The following is a 19,012-nucleotide window of genomic DNA, read 5'->3' as shown; positions in this document are numbered from 1 at the left end:
TGTCACTTCGGTTGCAAGTCCCGGTATTCCCTCACCGCATCAAAACACGGACACCTCTTGTTGTGCGTGAGGTCCCGGTGTCCTACGATGACCGCCTCCGGGAACCGCTGATGCAACTCCTCTAGGAGTTCTCTCAGCACCCGCTTCTGCTCCGGCGTCCTGGTATCTGCGGCTTTCCCCGCTTCATCCAGTCCACCCTCATAGCAAATCCCGATGCTGTAGCGGTTATGAGGATAACAGTGAGCGCCAACCTCCTCGAGAGGCCTCCCGAGCTCCACTGTCCCATCCCGACGCACCACATAGTGATACCCGATGCCCTTCCATCCCTTATCCTTATGCCAGTTGTCAATATCCTCTGCGGAGCTCTGCTGTCCCGGACGGACAGCGGAGCAATGTACCACAATCAGCTTAATGCTTCTCATAAGCGTTTTCTGAAATTTAATGTTTCATGTTTCATCTTTAATGTTTAACATCGAAAGTCACTAAATATACGAATCTATAGTAGCGCGAGCCTATTCGTGCAATTCGTGAGATTTGTGTTCGCAATAAAAGCACTAGTGTTGCCGCATCAAGAATCGCCTGCGATTCTCCTATCTGTGTCATCTGTGCTATCTGTGTGACTTAGATTTCTGGACCTTTAGGTCCCTAAGATTTTGAATCAGATTTTTGATCGATTTCTTCGACGAGCGAAGCGAGTAGAACTCGGTTACTCGCCTCTAGGCGACCTCCTCACGCTTTAGCGCGAGCCTATCCGTTTCATCCGTGAAATCCGTGTTCGAAAAAATCTCCGTGTGAGCCCATTCGTTTCTTTCGTGCCTTTCGATGTTCGAAAAAAGAACTGAAATTTAATGTTTCATCTTTCATGTTTAATGTACCACGCATGAGCTAGCCCCCAGCGCCGCCACGATGGCCGTTAAGATATTGATAAGTGTTTGAATACCGAACTTCAATAATTTCTTGTTACCTGTCTTCATACAATATAAATTTAGTTGATAATATAAAATTTCCCGCCACCCTCCCTCTGATAATTATCAATTGTCAATTATCAATTGTCAATTGTTTACGGCCCTTCAGCCCTCATACATCAGACATCAGCCTTCAGACATCAGCCGCCCTCCCTCAGCCCTCAGCCTTCAGACCTCTTACATCTTCCATCTTCCCTCTTCCATCATCAGGGATTAACGGGACCTCCGCTCTCACCGCCATTCGTTGGCTCCGTGTTCTCACCGGTGTTGTTTGTAGGCTCCGTGTTGTTCTGAGGGTCAGTCTCCTCCACGGTCTCCGTGAGCGCTTTCTTGACACGTTTCAGTTCTACGCGTTTCTTGAAGATGTCGTTCCAGCTCTTGGGGAGATCCACTTCGATGGTGGCGATACAATCAGAAATGGCGAGGTCACTGGTGGTCAGCTCACGATCCACATTGATCTGAGCAGCTTTCTCAGGATCCGACTCCGCCGCTTTACGAGCTACGAGCTTTGCTTTCAGCTCACTCTGCGAGATGCGACCTGACACCTTTGGACGGAAGACCAATCCGTTAGGCGAACAGATTACTTTCGCGTTCAGACTCACAATCTCAGGCAGCTTATCCTCGATCTGCTGCATCACAGCCGCCACGTCGGCTGCAGTCACGGTACTGCCGTTCGCCATACGGTTACACCAGTCGTTGAAACCCACGGTCTGGGTGTTTACCACGCGAGCCTGTACCATCTGCTCATTCTTGAGCTTGTTAAACATTTTAATAAACTGTGTAGAAATCATTTATTTGCCCCTTGTCAGTAGAGGACTCAGTATTTCCGTTCAACACGACATTGTGTCTCATCGGCTGACGGTGCAAAGGTACTATAATTCACGTCCAGGAGGTTCCTCGGTATACCGTGAAACCAAATGGGTAATATATTAACATTAATTATCATAAATCATTTTTAAAAATCTACATTAGACTGATGAGATTTACATTTTCGGCGAAATTTCGTCAAGACCGCTGTCACGCCCTACTGAAGGATCTGGGCAGTGTAATCGATGACTATCGTTTGCAGAGCGGTTGTAATGTAAAGGAAATGATGGCAGAACTACACATCAGCCATCCGGTATTAAAAAAGTACTGACGGGCGAACCCGTCCACGTGTACTACGTCTTGGCGGTCCTCCTTTATGTCGTGTGTAAAACGCACATGTGGGATCAACTCAGAGACAATCTCTTTGAACATCTCAAAGAAATCATTATCAAATACAGTGAAGAAGCCCCTCCTCCCTGGGTCTTTCTCCTCTGCCCTAATACCCCCAAAATCGTCACTCGAGTGAAATCATCGATTGAACTAGCTGAATTCATGAAATCACTCGAGTCAATTCACGATTTCAGCTATATAGGTAAAACAGAACCCAAATTTGAGTGTTTTCGGATCTCTAGGTCCTTGTATTTTTTTACTCAGATTTTTGTACGATTTCTCGCCTTCTGGGCGATTCAAAATATATCAAGTGTTAAAATGCAGACAGAAATGTCTGCCAATGAAATAAAATGTGTAACTTTGCATAAATAATAAATAAGAATATGATAGCAGCCAACAATACATCAACAACAAATCAGACAACAAAGCCTGTTTCCACTCTCGAACGTGTGATGGCCAGCACAATGTCTGTCGACGACTATTTTGACGAACTAATCTCTCAGGTTCACGAGGACTATGCGGACCTATAAAGTCAGAATTAGTCTTGCAGCGCGTGCTGACATGGTTGAATTGCGTAAGTTCCTCAAGGCAATGATGACCGAGGAAGGCGCAATCCGCTATGCCAACAATATGCGTATCGAGATAAAAATGCTGACGGTTTATGCCGAGTGTTATGGTCGCAGTACCTCAGCCACGCTTCGAAGGATTCATCCTGAAGCCCGTCGTATGGTGTCACATAACCGCAAGTGGGTGTATGTCTATCATATTGATGGTTCATTTGCCATCGTTGACAGAATCCTTCCTGCTCAGATGAACCGATGATAAACCGAGTGTGGTGTTGGGATTGCTCGAACTAAAAAAGAGAACGAGCACCATGAGTGCTTTCACTTTAGAGACCGTGTCGTTGACGCGTGTAAGGTAGAACTACGATGTATTATTGGAAAACAAAGTGAGATAAAATGGATGAGTTTCTCAAAAATATACTGACAATTCCTGCTCCTTCTGGATATGAAGAGGAGTTTCAGAACATTTTTAAAGAGCATATTAAAAAATATGTTGACAGGGTAGAGACTGACAACATGGGTAATATCATTGCTGTTAGAGAGGGCCCAATGGGATCTCCTAAAATAATGCTTTCTGCCCACTGTGATGAGGTCGGTTTCTTGATTAGCAATATTGATGAAAACGGCTTCCTTTATGTTCAGGAAATAGGTGGTATTGATACTGATCTGCTACCTGGGCGTAAGGTTGATATCCATACAGAGAAAGGTAAAATAGCTGGTATAATAGGTAAAAAAGCAATCCATCTGACAAGAGGAGAAGAGAAAAAAAAACTGGAAGTCTCCGATATATGGATTGACATTGCTGCCAACTCAAAAGAAAATGCAGAAAAGAGAGTACAGATAGGTGACTTTGTTACATATGCCAAGGATGTGGTATTCTATGAGAATGGTTTTTTGGCGAGCCCGTCCACAGATGACCGTATAGGTGTGTGGACGCTGTTGGAAACTGCAAAGATGCTTGCTGAACAGCTTTTGAATTGCAGCGTTTATTTTGTATCTTCTTGTCAAGAAGAACTTGGGGCTAGAGGTGCCAAGACGGCGGCAGACTATATCCACCCAGATGTGGGTATAGCTATTGATGTTACTCATGCAACAGATTATCCTACTGCTGACACAAAGGTTACAGGTCGTATTAATTTAGGAAACGGACCAGTTATAACGATGGGACCTAATATTAACTCCTGGGTGTGTCACCAGTTAAAGGCATTAGCGAAGGATATTCCTGTCCAATATGAGGTCATAGCCAGACCTACGGGAACTGATGCCAACGTCATGCAACTCAGTTCTGGTGGTATCAAGACTGCACTTGTTTCAATTCCGTGCCGTTATATGCATACCCCTTACGAGATGGTTTCCGTTGACGATGCTCGTCAAACGGCACAACTCTTGGGGCAATTCGTTTTGCACAATTTTTAATTGTGATATAGTTAACTAAATGTTTTACTTAATTTTTTTTCACCATGGAGGAAAAAATTGTTTTGACCTGGGCTGAAAAAGAGTCCAACGAATCGACTCGTATGGGAGCAATGTATTGCTTCAAGAGTTGTGACGTTAACAGAAACTAAAATTCTGTTACCAATCTAATCCAGTGCCAGATAGTGCACAACCTGGCACTGGAATTAACACTAATTGAATGAAAGAACAATCACGCGAAATAAAATTAGGAGATCGTCTTCATTTTCCTTCTGATATCCAGTACATCCCATATTCTGGCAAGATTTTGGCCATAGCTGTAGAAACCGCTAATTGGCTTGTGTTGCCCGATAATCGTACCAAGGACTTCCTACAGTCTTTACGGGAGGGTGAAACTATTGGTGAGGTATTGGGGCGAATCGGGAACGGTGATGATAAGAAAGCGTTTTTGAAACTCCTCTCAGCTATTATGGCACGTCAATTTGCAGGTTTGGATGAGATTCCAAGTCCTAGTTTCGTGCAAGGGTACAAAATGCTTAATATTTATCTCACCAATGCCTGCAACTTGTCCTGTACACATTGTTTTATGAAAGCGGGTAAAAAACTGAAGAATGAGCTTTCTGTCAATGACTGGATTCGTGTTTTGGATGAGTTCACACAAGCCGGAGGACAATTCGTTACTTTCACTGGTGGCGAGCCACTGATGAATCCTGATTTCCAAACCATCATTGAGTCAGCACACAAAAAAGGTCTTCAAAGCACGATCTTAACGAATGGTATCCTGTGGACTGATGAATTGATAGACCAACTGTCGCCACTTCTGGCAGAAGTTCAGATCAGTATTGATGGAGTTGATGATGAATCTAATGCCAAAGTGCGTAAGGCTGGCATTTTTGAACAGTTGGTAAACCAAGTTGTACGTTTCTCCAATAACGGAGTACGTGTATCTGTGGCAACCACATTCACCAATGACAATATTGACAGCGCAGACAAATATGTCGAGCTGGTCAAAAGAATAAACGAAGCAACCGATAAAAAGGTATTCTTCAAACTCACAAAGAAAATCCTACCCGGAAGGGCAAAAACATATACAGAAGATGAAAACAAAGCCTACGAGGCTCGCATCCGACAGATAGAAGAACTGATAGATGCCAATGCCAAATACCAGTCCTTTATGGAAGGTCATACCCCCAATCTGGTATCAAGAAACTGTGGATTCGGAGGCTTGTCAATAGCCGCAGACGGAAATGTGTATTTCTGCAATCGAGTGTTGGAAGTAACCTCTCATGGTAATGTCAAAGACCATCCTCTTTTATTTTTCCTGCAGAAGGGAGAACAAGCGCATTTTGAAACTAGCGTAGAATATGTAGATCCTTGTCGCACCTGCGTTTTAAGATACATTTGCGGAGGTGGATGTAGGATTGATGAATATGATTTCAGGGGTAAAGAGTGGAGTATAGGCCAACTGCTGAAACAACTCAAATGCCAAGGCCCCAATGAGCATCTGCTCAAGATGATGATTGAAAGCTACGAGTACCAGTACTCATTTTGAATTATGTCCTACAGGATAGCAAATATTTACGTAGAGGAACAACAGTCACTTAAGGAAGTGTGTTTAGAGGTTTGTAATGAAGGTGGCTCTTCGCAGATTTCTCCTTTCGTGCGCAAAGTGACCGTGTCAGAACTTGCTATAGATGACAACCCGCTAACACGTAAATATGCTGCAATGCTGAATAATCTAGGCTTCGAATACCAGCCGTTCCGGATTTCTGGTAAAGAACTGTCATTACCAGAAGTGGTAACATTGTTAGGGGAAAACCCATACAGTTTCATACAAAGTGGTAATAGTCGATCGTTAAAGAAAGGACAACTAAAATTAACAAGTACAAGTGGCAGTTTCCCAGTTGCCAATCTGTTGGGTGGAACATTGTATGTCACCAACCTTGAAAACTGGAAAAGCGGTATAGAAGTACGCTTCCGCTATCAAGATGCAGTAGCAGAGACCTTGCCTTTCTATAATGAGTACCCGATTCGAACTCTTGATGGAAATTATAAAAAGAGGGATGCAAAAGAGGAATCAATATGGTTAGAAACATTGTCACCTTGTGAGTTGTCAGTCGATGGAACCATTACATTACCCGCATACGAAGTGGCTTTCCTGAAGAATCTTGAAAGTCTGGGTTGGGAGATTCTCTACGCCAAAGGTAAGTCCGCGGCATCAAAGGTGCACTTCAAACGCACCTCCTCTGGTATAGATTGGTTCAGTACTGATGCAAAATTGACTGATGATGATGTTACAGCCAAACTGTTGGATGCTTATATGCATGGCCGCAACTTTCAACAAAGTCGGTCTTACACAGCGTTCTTTTCAAAGGATGATATTTCCAAACAGGATAATGAATCTTTTGTTAATGATTTCATCCAGGATGAGAACCTGATTGAGAAGTACAAGGAGATAACGCTGACACCTGATGAAAAGAATGCCATAGAAGATGTCATTGAGCGGAACTTCACGGCAACTCTGCGTGATTATCAGTGGGATGGCGTTTACTGGCTTGCCACCATGCGTAAAAAACAGGCAGGCTGCATACTTGCTGACGAGATGGGCTTGGGCAAAACCCTTCAAGTGTTGGCACATCTGCTTTCTACGGGCAATACTCGTACACTGATAGTAGTGCCTACTTCTTTGGTGACCAATTGGAATGCAGAGATACTGCGGTTCATTCTTTCATGGGATGGAAAGGTGTCCTTGAATCAACGGGTGCCCGAGCAGGACAAGTTGGTACACATCATATCCTACGATTTGTTGCGCCGCAACATCAGTTATTACAAGGTAGTCCATTATGATACATTGGTTCTGGATGAGGCGCAGATGCTGAAGAACGACAACACTCAACGGCACAAGGTTATCTCTCAATTAGACTTTAGTCACGGCATTGTGATGACGGGAACCCCCATTGAGAATGCGATTGACGATGTTTGGTCATACTTCTACATTCTCATGAAGGGAATGAGGTCTGTACACGACCGCTTGAAAAAATTATCCGACGGAGCCACCAATACGGATTCCTTCCTGAGGGTTTCATCCAAGTTGTTGAACCCGTTCATTCTCAGGAGAACCAAGAATGAGTATTTGGAGGAACTTCCTCCTTGTACTGAGCGCAATATATATGTTACGTTTGACAAAGAAGAATCTGAAACGTATAACAGAGTACATAGCGTATTCAATAAGGCATTAAAGAACGGAATCAGTGGCCGCGTTACTAGCATAGCCCTTGAGGCTTTGCTAAGGCTACGTCAGGCTTGTGTCTCAGTGAATTTGTTGCCTTCCTCGCTTTACAAAGGTGGGCGACATATATCCACCAAGATGCAATTGGCTTTGGGGCAGATTCAGCAACTGGGTAAAGACGACAAATTGATTATATTCTCACAGTTTGTGCAGGCACTGGAGGAAATGGAAGAATATCTTAAGGAACAGCGCATACCTTACGTTTCACTTTATGGCAGCACTACCGACCGTGAGACGCCAGTTTCAATATTTCAGACCAAAGATGAAGTAAAGGTGTTTCTCTCCAGTATCAAGGCTGGAGGCGTTGGCCTTAACCTTACTGCGGCAGATTACGTGTTGCTGCTGGATGACTGGTGGAACCCTGCCGTGGAGGCACAGGCCTTCTCCCGAGCTCATCGCATAGGACAGAAACGCCCCGTTGAAGTAATGCGACTGATTTGTAAAGATACCGTTGAGGAGAAAATACTGGCTTTGCAGCAAAGCAAACAGCAGACGGCAGACGTGTTCAATCTCAATAGTGGAAAACTTTCAATTGAAGAATTGCGTACTCTTTTGAGTTAGAAATATTATGATAAAATTTCATCCTACAATAGATATAGATCAATATTCTGGAATTATCAAATCCGCATTGTTGGGCAATGCGGAAATCAAGGTGTATCAGAATATGGGTGAGGTAGAGAATTGGGATAATTTTGAAAATGGTATTGTATATGTGACTGTGGTCAGTGTTTATGTTGATTGGTCTGAAACCAAGCAACAGACCGATTGTTCTACAATCACAAAGGCTATATATGAGGCTTTCTGTGAGCACTCCAAGTGTAGGGACGTCTTGTCATTGGGTAGTTATATTGTGGCCATATTCGATACTCCGTTCAAGACAGATATTGATGCAACACTCGATTGCGTTGGAAAGATAAATTCTTTATTTAAATTGATAAATAGAGTTTATAAATTCCAAATCAGTTACGGAGTGGGGATGCATTATGGAAAGGTCCTGTTGATAAAGAGCTTGAATGGAGAAGAATCTGTATATGCTTGGAATGGTGAAGGTATGGAGACGGCCAAGAAACATTCTGAAGAGGCCAAGCTTAGCAGTTGTAGAGTACGTGCTTCATATACAATTTTTAATAACTTGAAGGAAGACTATCAGAAATTGTTCATGAAGGTCAGCTTTGGTAATTATTATGAGGCAGACCCAGTTAATATCGCAATGGATAAATGGATTAACGCAAATGTATAAGACTATGACAGAAAAGAGACCTATCACATTCAACTTTGATAATGACAACCGTCCCATCAAAGAAGCTGAAATTGAAGGAAAACTGTTTGAACCCCAGTACAGACAGGCTTTGCTTCAGGTGGAGTCGTATCTGAGAGAACTGGAATTGGAGAAGACAGAGGAGAATCAGAAGGAAAGTAAGGATAAGAATTATACGGAGCATATTCATGATGATATTGACTACAATAACAATATCTTCGCGTTTGAAGGCGGTAGGGGCACGGGCAAAACTTCGTGTATGATATCTGTTGCTGATATGCTTATAAAGAAGAAGTGTGTAAAGGAAAGAACACATCCGTTTATTTATAAGGACAAGTTTGTTACTATCGATTTGATAGATCCAGCCTATTTTGATAAGGCTCACAATTTGTTGTCATTATTCTTGGCAAAATTGTATAAGAGTTTTATACAGCAAATTGAAGACTCTGAGAACGGACGTATTTCTACCAATGATAAACAGAAATTCCTTTCCTGTTATCGCGAAGCGCATTCCCAACTTCATAGGCTCTATCAAGAAAGGAAAAACGACAATTTTTCAGACGAAGATTTGATGGAATATGTTGAAGAAGCGTCTGCATCCGTTAATTTGAAACGTACTATCAAGGAGTTAGTTGATGCCTACATCGATTGTTTCCATTGGAAAGACACGGTGCTGATATTGCGTATCGATGATGTGGATATGGATTTTGCTCAGGCATCAGAGATGATAGAATCCATGCGTAAATACTTCGTTCAGCCTAATTTACTGGTTTTTGTGTCGTGCAGTCTGGAGCAACTGAAATTAATAAAGGTTAGGGAGTTTATGAGTGGGCTGAAAGACGGTTCAAAGAAGTCATGTTGTGAAGAACTAGCTGAGAAGTACCTCACAAAGGTGTTTCCTCAAAGTCATTGTATACAAATGCCTGAACCGGCCACCTATCATGACTACGAGTTGTATATTATTGGAAAATTTGTCACAGAGGCAGGACTGGATTGTCCTATAGATTCCGATGAAGAAAATATGAATAAGGAGGTTAGCAGAAGAAAATTCGTTTCTGTAAAACAGGCTCTATTGGAATTGATTCTCAAGAAAACTCGTTATCTGTTTTATAACACCAATTACTATGAAAGTTACATTGTTCCGCGAAATCTTAGGGAACTGCGTCAGTTGATGAAGCTTCTGATAACGATGCCAGACTACCATGCAGATAATCAGGAACACCCGCATAACAAGACGCTCTTCAAAGAGTATTTTTATGGGACATGGGTACATTCGAACTTAATTTCTGATGATAGGGAACATGTACTTAAGTTGCGGAGCATTCTTGATATGACACTGTTTAATAAAACTCTGTTGGAGATGATGAAGACTCGGTTCAGGGATTATTTAAGTGCCTCACCAGAGGTGAATAGGTATCTTCCAGTTTCTACTTCCGACATTCTGACAATGATTTCAGAAATTGAGCCTCGTCTGATTCAGGAAAAAGACCGTAAGTTTTTATTCTTCATCAAATCCTATTATTCCATGCTTCTCTATGATACATATTGCGAGATATTGGGAGAGCTTGAAGAAAAGAAGAGACCTTTGAAGAGAAAATTGGAGGGAAGTGACGGTAAGACAAGGAGTTCCATCTTGCGTCAGGACAAGTGGAGCATGTATTATGATTATGAAAAGCTTATTGGAGGGTCATTCGTACAATTGAAAAGGACAAATACTGATATTATCTTGAATGCGGAGAAGCTTCGCGCATTGGTAAATGAATGCAAGGATATTTGCACTAAACAGACACTTACAGATGAGGAAAAATCCAAGGTCCTAATGGCAGAAGTGCTTGTACTGTCCATTTATTATGTGCGAGTAAACGATAAGGATGAGTCGGTCCGACTTTATGAGCAATGGGAGACAATCCCCACTGAAACGACAAAGAGCCAGGTGGTTATTAGTTCTGGTGCATTTCTTTTCAATATTACTAGATACGACCAGTCTATTTCCCGCTACGACAAGGATTTCTACAAAGTGATGGCGGAAAGTGCTTCTTATGATTCTTTCAAAAAAAGAATTATTAATGGAGAGGACGAAAAGAATGATTATGGTTATATTCATCGCGTATCGCTTCGAAATTTCGAGGTACTTCAGGACATCATCGTCAGATGTGAAGGAACTGAATCGTTTGCAGGATTTGAACTGTTCTTCTCTGAATTGGATAAATTGGCAAATTATGCCTTCCCTCTTTATGAATATAAGGCTGAAGACAAGGAAAATTACAATAAGATACATTTGACTTTCCTCAAAGTCATCATGGATGCTATCCAGAGCATGCGTAATAATCCGGATTTCTTGAATAATTTGCTTGTAAACGCTAGTTCACTAGATAATTATCGTGAAGATGTTACAGGAAACAATACGTCTAACATTTCAGGAACCGACACCGAGACGACTAATTCAAGCGTTGACAAAACAGGCGAAGCTTAGTGGATTAAGCTCACCGGTTAACACTTTGGATAAGGATTCTTATAAATACCGTGCCTGTCGTCGCGGTATAGTAGGCTCGTTGGATCAATTAGATGTCCACCTGAATGTTATTCGAGACTATTATTTCTGTTGTCCAGAGGATACATGCGGGTTACATTTTTCAAAAACACCATCTGTACTGAACATATTGCTTCACTTTACCAAAGACAAACTGATTGTTAATGACCATACGTTATATTGCAGGTACAGGAGTGTTGACGAGTGGCATGAGGCAACAACAAGACTAGGTGAGGATATGTTTACGACAGCCTATTTGGCTGCCTACGACTTGGGACGGGGAATAGGAGCTAGAAAAAACTTCCGATGGCCTCCATATCTGGAAGTGGAAACTAACGATGTGAATCATCTTTTCTCTTTGCCTATTTCTGAATTGCATGCGCATTTGAAAGGCTCTTCTGCAAATTTCGAACTAAGTTGGCTTTCATTAATGAATTATCCATGCCATCGTGAAAGAGAATTTTTGAGCCTGTTTGGTAAAAAGACTTTTGGGGGTATAGACAAGAAATCACATGATCTGCGGGAATTGTATGAATGTGTTGCATTGGCCGTTGCTTTGCGATTCTTCCTATTCTTGTCAAAGAGTGAGAGTAACTGCTCACTGCCCGAGGAATGGATTGAGAAACTCGCGAATGGAAAAAGTATAGAGGAAATACAACCGATTCTGTCTGAGATGTCAGCCTGTGCTTGGAATTATAGAACTACCTATGGGCGATTCTATGATAATATCGGGAATTGTGGAAAGTGTCCCGACTATGCTATTTCAGATGGTTCTGAAGATGTGTTTTCTGTACTGACAGGCGAGAGGAGTCTTCTTTATAATGCTTTCCGCAAAGCTTATGACGGAAATGAGGATATTGCATTGTGTCTGTATGCATATATTGTGTTCAAACAGCAGTTGAGGGAAAAAATAATCCAGATGAATGATGTGGTTGGGTTTGCGAATTTTGACACATATGAGCAGAGAAAGAGTTGTTTTATTCCCGACGGTTCTGTTTATGAACGCCTTTTGACACCTATGGCTTTTCTGAACTTCCTGAGACCAAATAGTCCGAATCGATATATGGAGGCAAGAGTGACTCCAAAGAATACAGTAGAGGAAAATAGTGCTTCTGTCATTATGATGGATAACCATGTCAAAAAATGGAAAAACAAGGATGACAAGCGTTTTAACGGCTATTATATCTTCCATTTCATCAAGACATCTGACGGAAAACCTTCAGAATTGTTGCCGAGGCATTATGAACTTCGTAATAAGGTTAAGAAACAGGCTGTGGCCCTTTATGATTATAGGAGAAAAGGCTATAAAAGCGCATCGCGAGTGGTTGGTATTGATGCTGCAAATTCAGAGATTAAGTGCCGTCCAGAAGTTTTTGCACAGGCCTTTAGGTTTTTGAGACACCATATCATTAAGGATGAAGTCGAGAATCATCCAGCTGTCTTGAAAATGACATATCATGTGGGTGAAGACTTTTATGACGTAGTAGATGGCCTTCGTGCCGTAGATGAGGTGCTTACTTTTATGAACTTTCGCAGCAATGACCGTTTGGGACATGCCTTGGTACTGGGTACTGATGTGGAAGTGTATTATAAGAGTAGAGGAAAGGCCATCCGAGCCACAAGACAGGTGATCTTGGACAACTTTGTTTGGCTGTATGTACGTGTGGCAAATTTGGTAGGACGCATATCTTTATGTGAGTATCTGGAATATGAGGCCAAGCACCTCTTTCAGTTGATATATGATAATACAGATTGCGATGTCCAGTTTGATATTCACGACTATTACGATTCCTGGCTTTTAAGAGGCGATGCTCCTGAAACGGTATTGCAAAAGGCGAAGCAGGAGGATAGTTTAAGCGATTGGAGTAAGGCTGCGCTGAATGACAAGGAATCAGATGTGAATAGAGCAAGAAACAATGAGAAAGCCAGGACCTTGTATTTTGAATACCACTACAACAAAAAAGCGCAGGAGCAGGGAAATAAGTCAATAATTCTTCCCATAGCCCACAATTATTATATTGAGTTTGTGAAGATGGTGGATGAAGTAAGGGAACTGTTGCTTTCCAAAGTGGAACGTTTACATATTGCCATTGAGTGCAACCCCTCGTCTAATTTGAGGATTGGAGAGATGAAGGATTATATTGAACATCCTATCTTTAAGTTCAACAATTTTGGGTTGAATACACCTTATCCTCCTCATGAGATAAGTGTTTCGATCAATACAGACGACTCTGGTGTGTTCTCAACCTCACTTGAGCGTGAGTACGCCTTGATGGGGATCGCTCTTGAAAAGACGGATGATGAGAGGTTTAAGAATTCACCTAGGGCCATTAAAGAGTGGCTGAATAGGGTGAGAAAAATGTCAGTGGAACAAAGATTCTTAAAAGAAATTTAGAACAATCCATTAACTATCTTTCCTTGCTATGAACATAAAAGATTTAGCTGGACTCAGTGAGCCATTAAAGCGAGTGGTTGATTGCCTTGATAAAGGCATCAGTTCCTTGATGCATCCGTTTGTTCTCAAAAGGGACGAACGAGCTAAAATGGTGATAGAGCAAGAGCGTTCAAATCAGAATGCAATAATTGCTCTAAAGGAGGCAATGGCTCAGGATATAATTAATGTTGCCAGGACTTCCAGAGACCGCAACGAACTCCATAATATCGCTGAAATATATGGAGGTGCTATGGCTGAGCTCCAAGGTCTTGATCCGTCAAAGTTGCCCGCTAATTTGCCAAGCGACGAGTGGTCAGCTCACTTCTTTGATTGCGCTAAAGACTGTTCTGACGATCAAATTAGGGTTCTGTGGGCAAAGATTCTAGCAGGTGAAATAAAAAAGCCGGGTAAGTATTATAAGCGAACGCTGACTTGTTTGAAGCAAATAGAGAGGCATGAGGCTGAATGGTTTGCAGAATTATGTAAAATGTCTATAGAGAATGCTTACGTACCAGATTTTATTTTGGATGACAACAAATTCTTCCGTTTTAATCAGTTCCAGTCATTAGTTGATTGCGGATTTGTCAACGGATCAAAAGGTACAATAACGATAGATAAGGACTGCGTCTTAGAGTGTAAATCGTGCGATATAGATTTAAAATTGGCTAGTGGTGAAGTCTTCTTGCATGTATTCACTTTTACGGATACCGGTTTCCAGATATGTCAATTATTAGAATGCAAAACAGACGACACATTTGTACAAGAACTGTTAGAATATCTCAATAAAAGGGGAGCTGCAAATGCTTGTGTCGTGAAAAAATAATATTAACCTTTATCTTTATCTTATTTACTATGGCAAAATATGACGACCTTTTGAAAGTAATTGATAGTCTGCGATGTGAAGCTCCTTCGGAGAATCGCAGATATTATCCAGATTCATCAGATCAGATCAAAATCAATCAGGCTCGTACCCGTGCATATATCCATATGTTTCTTAAGGTTAAGTTTGGATTGATTAATTTTGAAGAACGTGAAGCCCTAGTTACCGATGGACCTTCTGATGGAGGAATAGATGCTTATTACATTGATGAAGAAGATAAAATAATCTACTTCATCCAATCTAAATTCAGGACGACTGATGCCAACTTCCAAAATAAGGAGATTACGATGGAGGAGCTGTTGGCAATGGATATCACACGTATTCTGGATGGAGAAGAAACTGATGAAAACGGGACGCAATACAATGGAAAGATTCAAGGATTTATCCGTAGATTGGGAGAGATTTCTGATATTCCTAAATATACGCCAAAGGTAATCCTTCTGGCGAATCTGAAATCTTCTTTAGCTCCTAAGTTGAGGAAATTGACAGGTGGATATGCTGTCGAGGTATATAATTATGAGCGTGTATACAAAGAGCTGTTATTCCCTCTTATTAGCGGTTCATATTTTAATATCAAGGAGTTAAAGATTACATTGAATGTTGATAAGGAAAGCGCGGGTCACAGAATCCAGTATTATCCTGAAACGAATTATGGAGAATGCACAGTTAATGCGCTTTATGTTCCGACAATAGAAATAGCCAAGATATTATCTAAATATAAGAATTCCATTTTAAAGTTTAATCCCCGTAGTTATCTTGATTTAAAAAGTGGAAGTGTCAATGCTAAGATTGCCAATTCTATTGAAAATATAGCTACAAACGAGTTTGCTCTCTTTAATAATGGTATCACCATGCTTTCCGATGAAACCATCTATAGCGATAAGGTCGGAAAGAAAAACAAGGCAGAGATAATGGTCACCAATCCTCAGATAATCAACGGTGGTCAGACGGCCTATACGTTAAGTGTAATATATGATAATCATCTTGCAAACAATACTCTTGACGTGTTTGATAATAAGGAAGTGCTGCTGAAAATCATTTCATTCAATGCCAGTGAGAGAAGTGAGAAAGATAAACTGAAATTGATAGAAGACATTTCTATAGCGACCAACCAACAGTCTCCCGTATATGAAGCAGACAGACGAGCTAACGATGCTATCCAGGTAAAGCTTCAGGAGTTAATCTTTGCAGATTTTGGATTTTATTATGAGCGCAAACGAGGTGAATTTGGTGATGGCCTACGAAAGAAATATATCGAAAGGTCCAAGATTATAGACCGTGAACAGTTCTTACGTATCTGCTTGGCAGTAGAAGACGAACCTGTTAGGGCAAGATCAACTTCAATCAATACGCTATTTGAGAAACGTACATTTGATACAATAGTCCCAGAAGATCTGGATTATCGCAAATGTATTTACGCTTATATGGCTTTTGAACGTATCAACAACTATCAGAGTTCATCATTTAATGTGAAGAATCTCGCTCGTTTTGCCATAGCATGTGTTATCTCACATAGATATAATGAATCTATATATCCTTCCGACTTCGAAGAATCCATAGATAAGGAACTAACTGATATCATTTCAAAATGGGAGGAATTCGAGAAGTCTGTTAGGGCTGATGATACAAATAAGTATTATTACTTCCGCGAGTTATATGATCCGCAAACAGGCGAGAAGACTGTTGATGCCAACTGGGGCGCATATTATAAAGGCAGAACATTGAACCGCGACCTAAAAAATTTTTTTGGATATTAGATTTCCTAGCCGTAAAAAGTACGATGTGTGAATAATTAGTAACATAAAAGGGACAATGGGGTCCATGGTAACCATGTGAGACGCAGACTTGTCCTCGCGTCCTACAGTAAATCCTGCGAAGCTCTTTTCCGTAATTCCTTAGATTCGTGATTCCGTAATTCCGGCGAAGCCCAGCTTCGCCCATCGGTTAATCCCGGCCGGATTTTCATCCATTGCCTTTCCTGGAGTTCTAAGATTCACCCTTCGATCACGAAAATGCTGAGGGAGCAGATAACGATAATTGATAATTGAATAACAAATAAAAATAGCTTTAACAGGAGGGGAGGTGCAAACCTCTCTCATAATACAAAGGTTCAATAAAGGTTTCCCTCTCCTCCTTTTCAAAAATACAAAAAGATATAAGGGATGTGAATCACTGTTGATTATGGTGGAAAGAAACATATCTTACATATTCCTTCTTCCATCTTATATCATAAAAAATCAAGATTCCGCTCGGTGCTTGCACCGCTTGCTACCATAGGGACGCAAGAATAATGTGACTCTTTCCTCCCTTATTTAATAACAAATATTCAAAAGGTAAATGGAATCGCAGTTGTTAATGGTGGTAGGAAACACATCTTCCATCTGCCATCTAACATCTCCCTGGTTCAATAACCTGATAATCCTTGCCCCTTTTTTTAGAAATCAAATCAAGAGAAAAATGAATATAGCAGTAGCAGGAACCGGCTATGTTGGCATGAGCATAGCCACGCTTTTAGCGCAACATAATCATGTCACGGCAGTGGATGTCATCCCTGAGAAGGTGGAGAAAATCAATAACCGCATTTCCCCCATCCAGGATGACTATATCGAAAAGTACTTGGCTGAAAAGTCATTAGACCTTACAGCCACTCTCGATGGTGCAGCAGCCTACAAGGATGCTGACTATGTAGTCATTGCGGCCCCCACCAATTATGACCCTCAGAAGAACTTCTTCGATACCCATCACATTGAGGATGTCATCGACCTTGTGCTCAGTGTCAATCCCGATGCCGTGATGGTCATCAAGAGCACCATTCCCGTGGGTTATTGCCGCTCGTTGTACGTTAAGTACGCCTTGAAGTTCCTGACCGACCCTGCCCTCAAAGGCAAAAAGTTCAACCTCCTGTTCTCACCAGAGTTCCTTCGCGAGAGCAAAGCACTTTATGACAACCTATATCCGAGTCGTATTATTGTGGGCTACCCAAAGATATTCCCAACAGATCGCAATAAGAAGTGGGATGAAGAGAATGCTGCTATTACAGCTATTGGCAATCCAGAGGCAGAAGAAAAGGCCAAGACCTTCGCTGCACTGTTGCAGGAAGGAGCCATTAAGGAAGATATTGATACACTCTTCATGGGAATGACTGAAGCAGAGGCAGTGAAATTGTTCGCCAATACCTATCTCGCCCTTCGTGTCAGCTACTTCAACGAGCTCGACACCTATGCCGAGGTCAAGGGCTTGGATTCTCAGGCCATTATTTCTGGTGTAGGTCTCGACCCACGTATTGGCACGCACTATAATAACCCCTCGTTTGGCTATGGCGGCTACTGTCTGCCAAAGGACACCAAGCAGTTGCTGGCCAACTATGCTGACGTGCCACAGAACATGATGACAGCTATTGTTGAGAGCAACCGAACCCGTAAGGACTTCATTGCAGATGAGGTGTTGCGCAAGGCTGGCTATTACGATGGTAGTAGTCAGTGGGATTCCAACCGTGAGCAGAAATGTGTCATTGGCGTTTATCGCCTCACGATGAAGAGCAACAGCGATAATTTCCGCCAAAGTGCCATTCAAGGCATTATGAAACGTATCAAGGCTAAAGGTGCCGAGGTTATCATTTATGAACCTACGATCCCCGATGGCCAGTCGTTCTTCGGTAGCCAGGTGATTAACGACCTGGAGAAGTTCAAGGATCAAAGCAAGGCCATCATTGCCAATCGCTATGATGCTTGTTTGGACGACGTAAAAGATAAGGTTTACACAAGAGACATATTTAAGAGGGACTAGTAATCTCGAAGAGGCTTTCAGCCACATCGCGATTACAGAAAGCGGTGTCGCTCACATCTGACGAAGAGAGCGGATTATTTATCTGACAGGAGCACAGCTCCAGACATAATTGGTAGAGCAACTTACATAAAGGAAAAAACATGAACTTTATTTGTAAGAACTGGAAAAAGATATTGATGCTCCTTGTGATTATTGGAGCCATCATTTGCGCTATAATCTCATTTCTCGATAAGCAATATGTTGTTGGCGTACTTTCTGGTTTAACTGTTATTGTACCTGTTATTATTTGGTTTTCTGATGATAAGGATAATCAAGTTCGTGACGAGAAGATAGATGATTTAGATAAGGAACAGAAAAGTAATGTCAAGGTAGGTGAGACAGTAGGCTATATACCAAATATTGATCTGTCAGCTTTTAAAGAGCAACGAGATAAGCCTTAAAAGGAAATCTCAAAGAGGCTTACAGCCACATTTCGATTCTGAAAAGTGGTGTTTATCACTTTTGTCCGCTCGACTTTGTCGCTTATTCGAGCGTCAGCGAGTCTTAAGAAAGAGATAAGATTTTCCAATGACAGAAGCACGCTTCCTGTCAAACATAGCAAAACCTCAAAATTAACAATTAACAAGTTAACATTTAACAAGATGTTTACCCTGATATACAATAAAGGACAATTCAATAGACCAGACACATTAGTGCC

General features: G+C 41.6%; 15 protein-coding genes. 12 read left to right on the top strand and 3 right to left on the bottom strand.

The window, feature by feature from the left end:
• Positions 1-2: 2 nt before the first annotated feature.
• Positions 3-422, bottom strand: a complete 420-nt coding sequence (locus L6466_RS13530) for an N-acetylmuramoyl-L-alanine amidase (protein WP_237802538.1) — start codon at positions 420-422, stop codon at positions 3-5.
• A gap of 749 nt (positions 423-1,171) precedes the next feature.
• Positions 1,172-1,732, bottom strand: coding sequence for an HU family DNA-binding protein (locus L6466_RS13525; RefSeq protein ID WP_237802539.1), 561 nt, complete (start codon positions 1,730-1,732; stop codon positions 1,172-1,174).
• Between the two features lie 813 nt (positions 1,733-2,545).
• On the opposite strand from L6466_RS13525, the gene L6466_RS13520 reads away from it, so the two are divergent.
• The 11 genes from L6466_RS13520 (at position 2,546) to L6466_RS13470 (ending at position 18,315) form a co-directional block, all read left to right on the top strand.
• Positions 2,546-2,692, top strand: coding sequence for a hypothetical protein (locus L6466_RS13520; RefSeq protein ID WP_237802540.1), 147 nt, complete (start codon positions 2,546-2,548; stop codon positions 2,690-2,692).
• Complete coding sequence (locus L6466_RS13515) at positions 2,679-2,984, top strand: hypothetical protein (protein ID WP_237802541.1); 306 nt, start codon at positions 2,679-2,681, stop codon at positions 2,982-2,984. Before L6466_RS13520 ends, L6466_RS13515 begins: the two co-directional genes overlap by 14 nt.
• A 137-nt stretch (positions 2,985-3,121) precedes the next feature.
• On the top strand, positions 3,122-4,141 hold the full coding sequence (locus tag L6466_RS13510; RefSeq protein WP_237802542.1) for a M42 family metallopeptidase: 1,020 nt from the start codon (positions 3,122-3,124) through the stop codon (positions 4,139-4,141).
• Positions 4,142-4,358: 217 nt separating this feature from the next.
• Positions 4,359-5,690, top strand: coding sequence for a radical SAM/SPASM domain-containing protein (locus tag L6466_RS13505; RefSeq protein WP_237802543.1), 1,332 nt, complete (start codon positions 4,359-4,361; stop codon positions 5,688-5,690).
• Between the two features lie 3 nt (positions 5,691-5,693).
• Positions 5,694-7,988, top strand: a complete 2,295-nt coding sequence (locus L6466_RS13500; protein ID WP_237802544.1) for a DEAD/DEAH box helicase — start codon at positions 5,694-5,696, stop codon at positions 7,986-7,988.
• Between the two features lie 7 nt (positions 7,989-7,995).
• Positions 7,996-8,667: a hypothetical protein gene (locus L6466_RS13495; protein WP_237802545.1), complete on the top strand. Its 672-nt coding sequence runs from the start codon at positions 7,996-7,998 to the stop codon at positions 8,665-8,667.
• A gap of 4 nt (positions 8,668-8,671) precedes the next feature.
• The gene (locus tag L6466_RS13490; protein WP_237802546.1) at positions 8,672-11,158 is read left to right on the top strand and encodes a hypothetical protein; all 2,487 of its coding nucleotides are present in this window, start codon (positions 8,672-8,674) and stop codon (positions 11,156-11,158) included.
• A gap of 25 nt (positions 11,159-11,183) precedes the next feature.
• Positions 11,184-13,610, top strand: coding sequence for an amidohydrolase family protein (locus L6466_RS13485; RefSeq protein ID WP_237802547.1), 2,427 nt, complete (start codon positions 11,184-11,186; stop codon positions 13,608-13,610).
• A 28-nt stretch (positions 13,611-13,638) separates the two neighbouring features.
• On the top strand, positions 13,639-14,472 hold the full coding sequence (locus tag L6466_RS13480) for a DUF2806 domain-containing protein (protein ID WP_237802548.1): 834 nt from the start codon (positions 13,639-13,641) through the stop codon (positions 14,470-14,472).
• 29 nt (positions 14,473-14,501) lie between these two features.
• A complete protein-coding gene (locus L6466_RS13475; RefSeq protein ID WP_237802549.1) occupies positions 14,502-16,286 on the top strand; it encodes an AIPR family protein in 1,785 nt (594 codons plus the stop codon).
• 700 nt (positions 16,287-16,986) lie between these two features.
• Positions 16,987-18,315 (top strand): UDP binding domain-containing protein, encoded by a 1,329-nt coding sequence (locus L6466_RS13470; protein ID WP_237802550.1) that lies wholly within the window; start codon positions 16,987-16,989, stop codon positions 18,313-18,315.
• Here L6466_RS13470 and L6466_RS13465 read toward each other — a convergent pair.
• Positions 18,302-18,457, bottom strand: a complete 156-nt coding sequence (locus L6466_RS13465; protein ID WP_237802551.1) for a hypothetical protein — start codon at positions 18,455-18,457, stop codon at positions 18,302-18,304. The genes L6466_RS13470 and L6466_RS13465 overlap by 14 nt on opposite strands.
• Here L6466_RS13465 and L6466_RS13460 point away from each other — a divergent pair.
• Complete coding sequence (locus L6466_RS13460; RefSeq protein ID WP_237802552.1) at positions 18,456-18,755, top strand: hypothetical protein; 300 nt, start codon at positions 18,456-18,458, stop codon at positions 18,753-18,755. The genes L6466_RS13465 and L6466_RS13460 overlap by 2 nt on opposite strands.
• Positions 18,756-19,012: the final 257 nt, after the last annotated feature.

Origin of the sequence: Prevotella communis, from assembly GCF_022024175.1 — a bacterium.
In the GTDB taxonomy this organism is placed as follows: Bacteria; Bacteroidota; Bacteroidia; order Bacteroidales; family Bacteroidaceae; genus Prevotella; species Prevotella communis.
Note: the sequence above shows the minus strand (reverse complement) of the source record. Positions and strands in the feature narration are given on the sequence as shown.